Below are 13,500 nucleotides of genomic sequence, written 5' to 3'. Positions count from 1 at the left end.
GTGCCGGTGTTAGTCTCCCCCGTCATGAAGCCGCCAAAGAAGAAGATCAAGCCGGTCGATCCGGCCCACGCCCTGGCCCAGGCGCTGCGCCTCGCCGACGGGCAATTGCTGGACGAAGCCATCGCCGCCCTGGCCAAGGCCGACGGCCATCCCGAATGTGACTATCGCCGCGCCGGATTGCTGCTGATGCGGCAACGCCCCACCGAGGCGGAAGCGTTGTTCCGCCGGGTGCTGTCCGCCGTTCCCGGCCATCTCGACACCATGGTCGGCCTGGCCGGTGCCCTGGTCGAGCAGGGCCGCCCCGCCGAATCCCTGCCCTTGCTCGAGGCGGCGGCTCTGGTCCAGCCACAATCGGGACGAATTCATTATTTGCTGGGTATCGCCCTGGACGAGGCCGGGCGAGGCGCCGAAGCCGCCCCCCATCTGGCCAAGGCCCGCGCCCTGATCATTGCCCCGGCCGAGCGCCGCCAACTGGTGCCCTACGAGCTTTACGTCCAGCTCAGCCGCCGCTGCAACCTGCGTTGCACCATGTGCGGCTGGGAGATCTGGAAGGATAATTCCGGCTTCATGGAGGACGCGGTCTTCGAGCGGGTGATCGCCGAGGGCAAGGCCTGCGGCATCAAGACCATGCATATCCTGGCCGGTCAGGGCGAGCCTTTCCTGCACCCTCGCGTCTTCGAGATGCTCGAGCGGGCCGTGGCCGAGGGGTTCCAGGTGGGCATCGTCACCAATGGCACGCCGTTCACGCCGGACAAGATCGCCCGGCTGGCCAAGGTCGGCCTCGCCTATCTGCAATTCTCCTTCGCGGGTTGGGATGCGGAAAGCTACGAGGGCGTCTATGTGGGCTCCAAGTTCGAGCGCACCATGGTCAACCTCAAGGCCATCCACAAGGCGCTGAAGGACACCCCCACCCGCTTCGCCGTCAAGGCGGTGGCGCTGGGCGACTGGCAGGACAACCTGCGCCGCACCAAAGCCTTCCTCGCCTCCCAGGGTATCACCGACGTGTGGACCGTGCCGGCCAACAATTTCGGCGGCTCGGTCCAATGCGGTACCTTTCACGAGTCTCACGGCGTCTGGTCGCTGAAAAATATCGGCCCCCATCGCCTGATGCCGTGCCGCCTGTTTCTCAAGGCGGTGGGCGTGTTCTGCGACGGCACGGTGACGGCCTGCGGCTGCTACGATTCCAACGCCCAACTGAAGATCGGCAATATCATGGAGCAGGGATTGGGCGATATCCGCCGCGGCCCGGCCTATGGCGCCATCCTGGAGGCCTTCCGCCGGGGCGATGTCCGCCATGTCCCCATGTGCGGCAAGTGCGACGATCCCTTCGGGTAAGATCGGGCCCTTCGGGTGAGATCGGGTCTCAGACCACCCCGCCCGGGGTCATGGGCAGGGTGAACAGGATGGCGGTGCCGCTTGTGCCGTCGGACTGGACCCAGATGCGTCCGCCCAGCGTCTCGGTGATCTTGCGGGCGATGGCCAGGCCGATGCCGGTACCGCCATAGGTCGTTCCGGTATGCAGCCGTTCCAGCGCCACGAAAACCCTCTCGTGGTAACCGGGATCGATGCCAATGCCGTTGTCCTCGACTTTGAACAGCCAGCCGTCGGGATGGCTTTCGGCCCCGATCCGCAGATGGAGGGGCCGTTCGGCATGGCGGAACCGCACGGCGTTCTCGATCAGGATCTCAAACAGGTCATCCAGGTATTTCTGCGGCACGCCGGCGCGGGGTAACAGCCCCCTCTCCACCGTGACCGGACCGATCCTCTCGCTGTCGATAAAGCGGTTGAGCGCGGCGGCCAGGGCCGATTCAGACGACGCGGTCCCACCGGCCACCGGCTGGCGCTCGATGGCCAGATAGGCCTGAACGTCGCGCAAGATGTCCACCAGCCGCTTGGCGGCCTCGATGATCAGATGGGCGGGCTGTTCCGCCCCGGTATCGGGCATGTCCTCGATGCGTTGGAGCAGAACCTGGGCCTGAAGCCGCATCTGCCGCGCCGGCTCCTGGAGATGGTGGGCCAGAACGAAGGAAAAGCGCTCTAGATCCTCGCTGTAATGAGCCACGTCGTCGTAGGCCTTGGCCAGGGACGCGCGGGCCTCCTCCTGCTCGGTGATGTCGCGCTGCACGCCAACCCAATGGGTCAGCTTTCCGTCCGTCCCGCGCATGGGGGAAAGCGAAAGCTGATTCCAAAACAATGTGCCGTCAGCCCGCTGGTTGCGCAGGACAACCGAGACCGGAACCCCTTCAGCCAGGGCGGCCCGAATATCGTCCAGCCCCGGCTGGCCCGGATCGAACTCGTGCAGGAAACGGGCATTGCGCCCCAGAACGTTCTTGGCCAGATACCCGGTGATGTGCTCGAAGGCGGGATTGGCGTAGATAAGCGGCAGATCTCCCCGCCCCACCTCGGCAATGGTCACCCCGTTGGAAACATTGGACAGCACCATGTCCGACAGGCGCAGCCGGGCTTCGTCGCGCCCGCGCTTGCGCAGCATCCCTGCCATGGCTGCGGTCAGGCCCAGCACGATCAGCGTCACCGCCGCCACCGGCCAGGCAATGGTCTCGACGCTGCGCGTCCAGCCCTCCAGCGCGGTATTTTGGGAAATGCTGACGCTGACCACCAAAGGCCACGACAATGTGGTGCGGTAACTGGTGATCCAGGTCTCGCCATCCCCCCAGGTGCCGAGGAAGGTCCCCATCTCGGCCTCTTTCAGGTAGCGGGTGAACAGCGGATTGTCGCTGCCCCGGTCCTGATGGAAATCGTCCGATCCGCCAGCCCCGGCCAGCAGCAAGCCGTCAAAACGCCAGAGGTGGGTATGGGCGCCGGATTCAGCCTCGATCCCTTGGAAGCTGGCAACAAAGTAGTCGGGATTGACCGCGCCGATCACCAGCCCAAGGATTCGGCCTTCGGCTCCGCGAATGGCCCGACTGACCGGAATTGTCCTGTGCCCGCCCCCTCGAGTACCCGCGCCGATGAACCGGCCGTCCACCGGAAGACCGATCACCAGCGGCCTGGGCAGGCGCTCGTGCTCGGCCAGCAACCCACCAAGATCCAGAGAACGTCCATCGGATTGATCGGCGGAATCAAACAGTACGGCGCCATCGGCGCGAACCACCAGAATCTGGCGCAAATAGGGGATAAAGGTCAGGCGCTGGGCCACTGGCGCCCGCAGGTCGAAGCCCTTCGCCTTCATGCCCTGCTCCAAAGCCAGCTCGGCGACCGAGGCCAAGGTGACGTCGATGGAATTTATCGAGCGTTCCACCGATTCTGTCAGGCTGCGCGACAAATTACGGGCGACGGCTTCGGCGCCGCTAATGGCCTCCTGGCGCCCGGCCAGCAATCCCAGCGTGGTGGAGACGGCCACAGCCAAGGCCATGCCGACGCCGAACACCACCACAGCGCTGATCAGACGCCTGGAAAATACCGGGTTGACCGGCACACTGCCAAGATCCACCGAAGCATTTGCCGGTCGGGATTCCTCGGGTGTTATGGGGTTAGCGGCTTGCATGACTTATGTGGAATAGCATAATACATCCGTATCGGAGGACAAAAATGTACAGATTCGCCAGCCTGATTGCCGCCTTTTCGCTCCTGGTCCTGGGAGCGCAGCCCCTGGCCGCCGCGCCCGGCGGAAAGCTGGCAAAAATTCGTCAGGCCGGCGAGCTCAGGGTTTGTATTTGGCCCGACTACTACTCCATCTCCTACCGCAATACCCGGACGGGAAATCTGGAAGGGATCGACATCGACATGGCCCAGGAATTGGGCAAGGACCTGGGAGTACAGGTACGCTTTGTCGATTCCTCATTCAAGACCATGATTGACGATCTGCTTTCGGACAAGTGTGACATATCCATGCACGCCGTCGCGATTACGCCGGCGAGACAGGAAAAGCTCGCCTTCACTCGTCCGCACCTGCGCAGCGGCATCTTCGCCATTACCAGCAAGACCAATCCGGTGGTCAAGGAATGGTCGGACATCGACCGTGACGGCGTGGTGGTTGCCGCCGCCTCCGGGACGTTCATGGTGGGCGTGATGAAGGAAGAGCTGAAGAAAGCTCGGCTGCTGGAGGTGGCCACCCCCGAGGCGCGCGAGCAGGAAGTGATGAGCGGTCGCGCCGACCTGTTCGTCACCGACTACCCCTTCAGCCGCAAGATGCTGGCCCGGCACGACTGGGCGAAGTTGTTGACTCCGCCCACGCCGCTGGCCCCCAGCCCCTACGCCTACGCCATGGCGCCGGGTGACGGCGAGTGGCTGGACGCGGTCGATTCCTTCGTCGCGCGCGCCAAGACCGACGGCCGCCTGCTGGCCGCCGCCAAGGCCAATGGCCTCGAGGCTATCGTCGATCTCAAATAGCGATCCCGGCCTTGGCCAGCCGGTCCACCAACTCGATCTCGGCATCGGGCGGCAGAGCCATCAGCGGCGGCCGCACCCGGCGCCAGCCGTAATCGCCGGTGCGCCGCGCCGTCAGGGCCTTCAGGGCGGCGATCAGCGGCATGCCTTCCATGATGGCGCGGAAGCCTTCGAGATCCTTCTGCAAGGCCTCGGCCTGCGGCTCCCGCCAGCGGCGCCACAGCTCCAGCATGGCCGGGCCATGAATGTTGGCGTTGGCGCTGATGCACCCCGCGCCACCCGCCCGCATCACCGGCAGAATCAGGCGCTCGGTCCCGGAGAACACCTTGAAGCCGGGAAAAGCCCGGCACATGCCTTCCATATTGGCCAGATCGCCCGAGGAATCCTTGATTCCCACCACGGTGGTGGGGTAGGCGGCCAGCAGCCGCTCGATCAGGCCATGGCTGATGGGAATCTGGCTCTGCTGGGGGAAATGGTAGAGATAGACCCGGAGGCGGGAATCCCCGACCCGCTCGATCACCTCGGCGAAGGAGGCGAACAGCCCGTCCTCGCTGGGGTTCTTGTAATAGAAGGGCGGCAGCATCAGCACACCGCCGCAACCCAGGTTGACAGCATGAGAGGTCAGCGTCACCGAATCGGTCAGGGCGCAACAGCCGGTCCCCGGCATGACGCGGGCCATGTTCAGGCCGATTTCGGCCAGGGCGTCGAGCAGTTCGACCTTCTCTTCCACCCCCAGGGAATTGCCTTCGCTGGTGGTGCCGAACGGCGCCAGTCCAAGACCCTGCCCCATCAGATGGTGCGCGAGGCCGACGAACAGCGGAACATGGGGCGTCAGGGCATTGGTGAAGGGGGTGAGGATGGGGGCGAGAACGCCGTCCAACGTACCGGGATTGCTCATGGATCGTTTCCGCTGTCTACTGGGCCGGTATGACCATTGAGCCCGCAAAGGGAGCCAGAGTCCAGTGACGACCATTCTCCGGCGCATGTTCGAGGCGGCGGTCGAAGCGGCCAAGCCTTCCGCCTGCCTGCCGCCCGCCCTTCCCGCTCCGCCGCCCGGCCGCACCCTGGTGATCGGCGCCGGCAAGGCCGCCGCCGCCATGGCCCGCGCCGTGGAGGACCATTGGCAAGGGCCGCTGTCCGGCCTGGTGGTCACCCGCTATGGCCATTGCGTCCCCACCCGGCGAATCGAGGTGGTGGAGGCCGCCCATCCGGTCCCCGACGCGGCGGGCGAGCACGCCGCCGGCCGCATGATGGACCTGCTGGCCGGCGTGGGAGCGGACGATCTGGTGCTGTGCCTGATCTCGGGCGGCGGTTCGGCCCTGCTGGCCCGCCCGGCCGAGGGCATCACCCTGGCCGAGAAGCAGGCCCTGACCGGGGCCTTGCTGCGCTCGGGCGCCGCCATCGGCGAAATCAATTGCGTGCGCAAGCACCTCTCGGCGGTCAAGGGCGGCCGCCTCGCCGCCCTGGCCGCCCCAGCGCGGCTGGTGACCCTGGCCATTTCCGACGTGCCCGGCGACAACCCGTCGGTGATCGCCTCGGGCCCCACGGTGGCCGATCCCACCACCCTGGCCGAGGCCCGCGCCGTGCTGGCCCGCTATGGCATCGCGCCGCCGCCCGCCATTGCCGCCCGGCTGAACGATCCGGCCGCCGAGACCCCGAAGAGCCTTCCCCCTGGCGAGTACCGCCTGATCGCCACGCCGCAGCGCTCGCTGGAGGCCGCCGCCCTGGTGGCGGCGCGGGCTGGTCTGATGCCGCTGCTGCTGGGCGATGCCCTGGAGGGCGAAGCCCGCGAGATGGCCAGGGTGATGGCCGGAATCGTCAAATCCATCCGCGCCCACCAGCAGCCGGTGCCCATGCCGGCGGTGATCCTGTCCGGCGGCGAAGCGACCGTCACCATCCGGGGCCAGGGCAAGGGCGGCCCCAATGCCGAATTCGCCCTGGCCTTGGCGCTGGCGTTGAAGGACACCCAGGGCGTGGAGGCCATCGCCTGCGACACCGACGGCATCGACGGCTCCGAGGACAATGCCGGCGCGGTCATCACGCCCGACACCGCAGAGAGGGCGCGGGCGTTGGGACTTAACCTTGAGTCTTACCTTAACCAGAACGATTCATACGGATTTTTCAATACGTTGGGCGACCTTGTTAAGTGCGGGCCGACCCTGACCAACGTCAACGACTTCCGGGCGGTGCTGGTGCGATGACCCTGCCTTTCGACACGGCCCTGGCGCTGAAACTGGTGCCGCTTTACCTGCTGATGGGCATCGGCTTTCTGCTGGGCCGGTTTTGCGAGGTCAAGGGACAGGATCTCGGCCGCCTCGCCCTGTTCGTGCTGTCGCCCGCCGTGGTGTTCAAGGGCTTCGTGACCGCCGACCTGAAGGGCGCCTTGCTGGTGCTGCCCTTCGCAGTGTTCGGCCTGTGCTCGCTGGTGGCGCTGCTCACCGCGCCGGTGGCCGGCGGCCTGTGGAAGGACGGGCGCGAGCGCATCGCCGCCTTTACCAGCGGCACCGGCAATACCGGCTTCTTCGGCATTCCCGCCTGCCTGGCCCTGGTGGGGCCGGATTCCCTGCCCTATGTGGTGATGGTCTCGTTCGGCGCCACCGCCTACGAGAACTCGGTGGGTTTCTATACCGTGGCCCGCGCCGAAGCCTCGGTGACCGGGGCGATCCTGCGGGTGCTGAAATATCCCGGCCTGCATGCCTGCTGGCTGGGCGCCGCCCTCAACCTCACCGGCACCAGGGTCCCCATCCCGGCCATGCAGGCCGTCGACCTGCTGTCGGGCGGCTTCGTGCCGGTGGGCATGATGATCGTCGGGCTGGGTCTGGCGCAGGTGAGAAGCCTGCGCATCGACCTGGGCTTCACCGCCTTCACCTTCGCGCTGAAATTCGCCCTGTGGCCCATGCTGGCCCTGGGGTTCATCTGGGCCGACCGCGGCTGGCTGCACGTCTTCGGGCGGGTCGGGCACCAGGTGCTGCTGATCGAATCCCTGGTGCCCCTGGCCGCCGTCACCGTGGTGCACGCCTCCTTGCGCAACATCCACCCCGACCGCGCCGCCATCGCCGTGGCGGTCAGTACCCTGTTCGCCCTGGTCTGGCTGCCCGTGGTCTATTCCCGAGTGTTCTGAAGCCGCTGGACGATCACTCCATACCAGCCCAGGCCGTCATAGGTCTCGTAGCCCGGGGTGCGGGCATAGCCGACCATCACGCCGGTGGGGTCCATGTAGTGGCCGCGCTCGCCCCGCTCGGTCCGCAGGGGAAAGGTCTCGCTCAGCACGCCGGTGCGGTCCGAGGAGGCGATCACCCGGTGCCGCGAATCCAGCAGCAGGCAGCGCGACCGCGCCTTGTCCTCGGGCGCCAGCCGCACTCCGTCGACGATGCCCTGGGCCTGAGCCTGCCAGTCGAAGAAGATGCCCAGCGCCCCGATGGGCTTGCCGTCGGCCTCGCCGTCCTCGCGGATGGCGGTGGCGTAGGTGGCGACCATGGCGTTGCCCAGGGCGGGAGCCCGGGCCACGTCGGCCACCGCGAAGTCGCCGCCGCTCTTCGTCGCCATGGCGTCGCGGAACCACGCCTCGCCCGACACGTCGGTGCCCACCACGCCGGGATAGCGCCCGCCCCGGCCGCTGGCGACGACGCGGCCCTGGGCGTCGGCCACCCAGAGGTCGAGGTAGACGGTATAGGAATCCAGGATCACCCCCAGACGGCGGCAGGTGTGCTCGACCACGGCGGGCTCGTCCGAGCGGCCGGCGCAGGCCACCAGCGCGGCGTCGGTGGCCCACCAGCGCACGTCGCAGGACCGTTCATAGAGGTTGCGGTCCATCACCTCGATGGTGTTGTGAGCCAGATCGGCCAGACGCTCGCCCTGAACCTCGCGCACTTGCGCCGCCAGATTTTCGCCGAAATGCGACAGTTCGCCGAGACGGCCGCGCAACTCGCCCTGCAGGGCATCGGTCAGCAGGGCGATCTCGTTGGAGATGGCCTTGACCTCGTCGGCGACCACCGCGAAGCCCCGCCCGGCCGAGCCCACCCGATGGGCCTCGATGGTGGCGTTGAGCGCCAGCATCTTCGAGCGACGGGTGATCCCGTTGATCCGCATGATCTTGTCGTCGGCCACGGCGGCGACGCCACCGGTCAGCTGAAGCAATTGCTCAATCATAAGTCACTCCCGAAAGCACACCTTCCGGGCATAGCCATCGCAACCCCCATGCCAGTCGGGACGGCGGCGCATCCCTTGACCTTCATCAAGACTGCACAACAATTCTGCACGGTTCCCGTCCGGGAGCCGCCCAAGAATCGGGCAAATACGTGGTTCTACCGGGGTTCGATCACCATCTTCCGCCCATGCTCCGGCAGGCGGTAGACACCCCGCACCTCCTTGACCTTCAGCGAGGCCTCGAACAGATGCGGCGGGCAGGAATTGTCGGCGAACATGTCCCAGTGGCAGGGAATGGCCTGGGCCGGCGCCACCCGGCGGACCAGCTCCGCCGCGTCCCAGTGGGACAGATTGGCATAGCCGCCATTGATGGGCAGGCAGATGGCGTCGGGCTGGTGCCGCGCCCCCGCCTCGGCCAGCAGGTCGCACCAGGCGGTATCGCCGGTAATCCACAGGGAGGGACCGCCGTCAACCTGGATGACAAAGCCCATATGGGTGAGATCACCGGCATCGGTCGGCAGGGCGAAAGTTCCGGTAACCTTCAGATCCTCAAGGAAAATCTCGTGATTGGGCCAGGTCAGGCCCCGCTGGCTTTCCGCCACCCCGGCGGCGGCGAACACCGCCTGGGTATCGCCCGGCCCGGCGAAGGCCTTGACCCGCCCGCCACGGGCACAGGCGCACAGGGTCGCGGGGTCGGCGTGATCCTTGTGCGAGTGGGTGCACAGCAGCAGGTCGGCCTCCAGCGCCTCGGGCGTGACCAGGATGGGGACCCGCCGGTCGAGATCCAGGCCCCGCCGCGACGGATGGCAGGAATTGGAAAGATAGGGATCGACCGCCAGCACCTTGCCGGCCGGCGACTTGATCATCCAGCCGTTCTGCCCCAGGAACCACAGGGCAAGCGTCCCCTTGGCCACCGGGGTTGCCGTGATTTCCGCCATCAAGCCGGTCATGATCCATCCATGCTGGTAATGAGTTGACCACCGTGGGCCGAGAGCCCAAGAATAGCGCACCTCACGCCCCCCTGACCACTGGAGCCAGTCCGGACATGACCAGCCTGCCGATCATTCTGGTGGTCGACGACGAAAAGCAGTCGCAGGAGGCGCTGCGCCGGGTGCTGGCCGACGAGTTCCAGGTGCTGACCGCCTCGACGGCGGAGGAAGCCGAAGGATTGCTGGAGCAGGAAATGGTCCATGCCATCCTGTGCGACCAGCGCATGCCCGGCATCCAGGGGGTGGACTTCCTCAAGGCGGTCCGCGACCGCTGGCCCGACCCGGTACGCATGATCATCTCGGGCTATTCCGAGGCCGAGGACATCATCGCCGGCGTCAACGAGGCCGGCATCTACCAGTACATCACCAAGCCGTGGGAGCCGGACGAGTTGGTCCAGACCCTGCACGGCGCGCTGAAGCTGTATTCCCTCCAACGGGAAAACGCCCAGGCCAGCCTGGACCTCAAGGTTCCTCCGGCGGCGCTGGAGCGCTCCATCGCCCGCAAAACCGGCACGCTGAAGCGCCAGCATCACTTCGACGGCATCATCCATGCCCCGGATTCGCCCCTGACCGAGGTGATCGAGATGGCGCGCAAGGTGTCGTCCTTCGACATCTCGGTGCTGATCACCGGCGAATCGGGCACCGGCAAGGAATTGCTGGCCCGCGCCATCCATTACAATTCCCCTCGCGGCAACAAGCCCTTCGTGGTGGAGAATTGCGGCGCCCTGCCCGACCAATTGCTGGAATCCGAGCTGTTCGGCTGCAAGAAGGGCGCCTTCACCGGCGCCTACGAGGACCGCATCGGCTTGTTCGAGCAGGCCTCGGGCGGCACCATCTTCCTCGACGAGATCGGCGAGACCTCGCCCGCCTTCCAGGTCAAGCTCCTGCGCGTGCTGCAGGAAGGCGAAATCCGCCCCCTGGGCGCGCGCCTCACCCGCAAGGTGGATGTGCGCGTCATCGCCGCCACCAACCGCAACCTGGAAGAAGAGGTGCGGGAAAAGCACTTCCGCCGCGACCTGTTCTACCGCCTGGCCGCCTTCCCCATCCATCTCCCGCCGCTGCGTGAACGCCCCATGGACGTGCCGCTGCTGGCTGAACGGCTGCTGGGCGAGACGGGCAAGGGATTCGGGCGGCCCAATCTGCGCTTCGGCCCCGAGGCCATGGCCCAGATGCGGGGCTATGACTGGCCGGGCAATGTGCGCGAGCTGCAAAACGAGATCCAGCGCATGGTCGCCCTGGCGGAACACGCGGTGCTGAGCCCCGACCTGCTGAGCCCCCGCCTCAGGGCGCGCATCTGCCCGGCCGGACGGGCCCTGGCCGACCAGGGCGAGCCGGCCACCCTGAAGGAACAGGTGGAGATGCTCGAAGCCCGCCTGCTGGCCGAATCCTTGGGCCGGCACCGCTGGAACATCACCCGGGTGGCCGAGGAGACCGGTCTGTCCCGGGTCGGCCTGCGGGCCAAGCTGCGGCGTTATGGCCTGGAACGGGAGGATTGAACCAAGGGCTACGCCGCCCGCCGATCCAGTCGCCTCCGCAGGTCGTCCCAGTCGTTGGGCGCCATGCGCATGCTTTCAGCCCAACCGGGCTTGGTGGGCTCGGGGTCGCTGTTCATGAACTCTGCAACGATGGCATCAAAATTATCCGACAGGACGCGAGAAGAGCTGTCGGCCCCCAGGACCACGGTCAAGCCCGACGGAGCAGAGGCCACCGTGAAGACGTTCAGGTCTGGGCGCCACTTGGTCAGGCAGGGGATGATCTTCCAAACGTCGCCGGTCCAGAACGAGGTCTTGCGGTCGCGGGCCGCCGTGAGGCTGTCCAGGGGCAGGCCGTCATGGATGGTGATGACGCTGTCCGGGCGGCTCAGACGCTCGACGTTGATGAAGTCCCGCAGGGTCTGCTCGAAGTGGTGCAACCCGTCGATGAAAGCCAGATCGACGCTGTCGGCTTCAAGATCGGAACGGACATCGCGAGTCCCGAAATAGACGTCGCTTTCCAGCGGAAAAATCTTTGTCACCGTCTGGGGCGTTGCGTGAAGCTGAGCCGCCGGATCGATGCCGACGGCAATGGTGGGGGCCTGGGCAAGGACCATGGACTGGCCCCTGAAGACCCCGATTTCAAGATAGCAACGGGGCTTTAACCACTCATGCAGCCGGCTCAGCACCTGATAGTAGTCAGGCCCCGGCAAGAGCAGTTCGGACAACAGCTGGTGTCCACGCGCCACCTCGGGTTCCTTGGCCACGGCCGCCCGAAGCGACGCGATTGCCTTGCCCACCTCCCCCTGCCCCTGGAAGGTCACCGCACGCTCGACCAGCAGCACCGGAAACTCGCCGCCCAGCCGGGCCGCCTGATCGATCCACTGATGCGCCTGCGCCCACTGGCCCCGTCCATTGGCCACAGCCCCCAACAGGCACAAGGCGCCGGGATGATTGGGCGCGCGGGCGAGAATATCGCGGCAAGCATTTTCCGCATCATCGAACCGACTGGCGTGAAGATGCTCGAGGACGACATCGAAAGGATTGGGCATGGATTGACTCGGAGGGTTGGGGCGATGATCGGGCCAGATTGAACCACGTTTCGGCCACCCTGACCAGGGACGGACAAAGGGCATTGATCCCGGCTCTCTCGAGGAACACACTGCGCCTGACAACACGCAGGCGGTTCAAAACGCATGGCCCAGCTCACCGACCCCCGCCCCTCTTCGGCCTATGATTTCGCTGGCGGCTATGATCCCGACATGGCGGCGGCCCAGGAGACCGCCTGGATCGAAGTGATCCGCAAGATGGAGGAGGTCTATTCCGACCTCATCTCCTACGAGGTGGAGCTGGAGGAGAAGAACACCGCCCTGGAAGAAGCCCAGCGCTTCATCAATTCCGTGCTGTCGGCGGTGTCGGACATCCTGATCGTCTGCGACCAGAACGGCCGCATCCAGCAGGTCAACCTGGCCTTCCTCCAGTTGACCGGCCTAGCCGAGGTGGACCTGTTCGAATGCCCGCTGGAGGATTTGCTGGCCGAGGATACCGGCCAGTTGCGCCTGTTCAGCTGGATCGACGCCGTCGAGGGCCATGACCGCGAGGTGCGCTTCCGCTCGGCCGATGGCGGGCTGACCGACCCTGTGGCGCTGTCTTGCGCCACGCGGCTGGATCATCGCGGCCTGCCCGCCGGCATCGTGCTGACCGGGCGGCCGGTGGGCGAGCTTCGCCGTGCCTACGAGGCGCTGAAGACCGCCCAGGCCCAGTTGATCCAGCAGGAAAAGATGGCCTCCCTCGGCCGCCTGATCGCCGGGGTGGCCCACGAACTCAACAACCCCATCAGCTTCGTCTACGGCAATGTCCACGCCCTGTCCAAATACTCAACGCGCATCGCCGCCTATCTCGACGCCATCCACGCCGGTTGCGACGAGACCGAGCGCGAGGCCCTGCGGGCCAGCCTGCGCATCGATTCGACCCTGGCCGACCTGCCCGCCCTGATGGAGGGCACCGCCGAGGGGGCCCAGCGGGTGGCCGACATCGTGCGCAGCCTGAAGCGCCTGTCCTTCTCGGCCGGATCCAAGCCCGAGGAGTTCGACCTGGGCGAAGTGGTGGCCAAGGCGGTGCAATGGTCTGGATCGGGCAAGAAGGGACTAGCCAGCATCGAACTGGACCTGCCCGATCATCTGGCGGTGCGCGGCAATCCCGGCCAGTTGCACCAGGTAATCGTCAACCTGATCGAGAATGCCCTGGACGCCGTGGCGGGCCGCCCCGACGGCCGCGTCGAGGTGACTGGCAAGGCCGAGGGCGGCCAAACCGTGCTGACCATCGCCGATAACGGCCCCGGCATTCCCCCCGACATCGTCGGCAAGGTGTTCGACCCCTTCTTCACCACCAAGCCGGTGGGCAAGGGAACCGGCCTGGGTCTGTGGATCTCCTACGGCATCATCCGCGACCATGGAGGGTCGCTGGAGGCCGGCGCCACCGCCTCGGGGGGCGCCCGCTTCACCATCAGCCTGCCACCGGCTTGAGCCCGTCGCCCACTCCCTCTA

Annotated in this window: 11 protein-coding genes; 6 read left to right on the top strand and 5 right to left on the bottom strand. The window is 66.4% G+C overall.

The genetic code is table 11. The features are described from left to right. Positions 1–6: 6 nt before the first annotated feature. Positions 7–1,335, top strand: a complete 1,329-nt coding sequence (locus tag AMB_RS11590; protein ID WP_011384690.1) for a radical SAM protein — start codon at positions 7–9, stop codon at positions 1,333–1,335. 28 nt (positions 1,336–1,363) lie between these two features. Here the strand turns inward: AMB_RS11590 and AMB_RS11585 are convergent, their stop codons facing one another. After that, positions 1,364–3,451 carry a sensor histidine kinase gene (locus tag AMB_RS11585; protein WP_231848828.1) on the bottom strand — a complete coding sequence of 696 codons (2,088 nt, stop codon included), beginning with the start codon at positions 3,449–3,451 and terminating at the stop codon, positions 1,364–1,366. A 98-nt stretch (positions 3,452–3,549) separates the two neighbouring features. On the opposite strand from AMB_RS11585, the gene AMB_RS11580 reads away from it, so the two are divergent. Continuing rightward, a complete protein-coding gene (locus AMB_RS11580) occupies positions 3,550–4,350 on the top strand; it encodes an ABC transporter substrate-binding protein (protein ID WP_043744305.1) in 801 nt (266 codons plus the stop codon). On the opposite strand, the gene AMB_RS11575 is transcribed toward AMB_RS11580, so the two are convergent. After that, a complete protein-coding gene (locus AMB_RS11575; protein WP_043744302.1) occupies positions 4,343–5,245 on the bottom strand; it encodes a dihydrodipicolinate synthase family protein in 903 nt (300 codons plus the stop codon). The genes AMB_RS11580 and AMB_RS11575 overlap by 8 nt on opposite strands. An 85-nt stretch (positions 5,246–5,330) precedes the next feature. Here AMB_RS11575 and AMB_RS11570 point away from each other — a divergent pair, with 85 nt between their 5' ends. Together AMB_RS11570 and AMB_RS11565 are read left to right on the top strand one after the other, a co-directional pair. Then, the gene (locus AMB_RS11570; RefSeq protein ID WP_050750703.1) at positions 5,331–6,548 is read left to right on the top strand and encodes a glycerate kinase type-2 family protein; all 1,218 of its coding nucleotides are present in this window, start codon (positions 5,331–5,333) and stop codon (positions 6,546–6,548) included. Beyond that, entirely contained in the window at positions 6,545–7,468 is a 924-nt protein-coding gene (locus AMB_RS11565) for an AEC family transporter (protein ID WP_011384685.1), read from the top strand. Before AMB_RS11570 ends, AMB_RS11565 begins: the two co-directional genes overlap by 4 nt. Here the strand turns inward: AMB_RS11565 and AMB_RS26785 are convergent. Further along, on the bottom strand, positions 7,450–8,496 hold the full coding sequence (locus AMB_RS26785) for a methyl-accepting chemotaxis protein (RefSeq protein WP_011384684.1): 1,047 nt from the start codon (positions 8,494–8,496) through the stop codon (positions 7,450–7,452). The two genes, AMB_RS11565 and AMB_RS26785, sit on opposite strands and share 19 nt — an antisense overlap. A 155-nt stretch (positions 8,497–8,651) precedes the next feature. Continuing rightward, positions 8,652–9,443 (bottom strand): MBL fold metallo-hydrolase, encoded by a 792-nt coding sequence (locus tag AMB_RS11555; RefSeq protein ID WP_050750702.1) that lies wholly within the window; start codon positions 9,441–9,443, stop codon positions 8,652–8,654. A 95-nt stretch (positions 9,444–9,538) separates the two neighbouring features. Here AMB_RS11555 and AMB_RS11550 point away from each other — a divergent pair, with 95 nt between their 5' ends. Then, positions 9,539–10,978: a sigma-54-dependent transcriptional regulator gene (locus AMB_RS11550; protein ID WP_011384682.1), complete on the top strand. Its 1,440-nt coding sequence runs from the start codon at positions 9,539–9,541 to the stop codon at positions 10,976–10,978. Between the two features lie 8 nt (positions 10,979–10,986). On the opposite strand, the gene AMB_RS11545 is transcribed toward AMB_RS11550, so the two are convergent. Further along, on the bottom strand, positions 10,987–12,006 hold the full coding sequence (locus AMB_RS11545) for a class I SAM-dependent methyltransferase (RefSeq protein WP_158303968.1): 1,020 nt from the start codon (positions 12,004–12,006) through the stop codon (positions 10,987–10,989). Positions 12,007–12,150: 144 nt separating this feature from the next. Between AMB_RS11545 and AMB_RS11540 the strand changes: the two genes are divergently transcribed. Further along, positions 12,151–13,479 (top strand): sensor histidine kinase, encoded by a 1,329-nt coding sequence (locus tag AMB_RS11540; protein ID WP_011384680.1) that lies wholly within the window; start codon positions 12,151–12,153, stop codon positions 13,477–13,479. Positions 13,480–13,500: the final 21 nt, after the last annotated feature.

The sequence above is a fragment of the Paramagnetospirillum magneticum AMB-1 genome, from assembly GCF_000009985.1.
Lineage (GTDB): Bacteria > Pseudomonadota > Alphaproteobacteria > Rhodospirillales > Magnetospirillaceae > Phaeospirillum > Phaeospirillum magneticum.
This window is presented reverse-complemented; position numbering and strand designations above follow the sequence as displayed.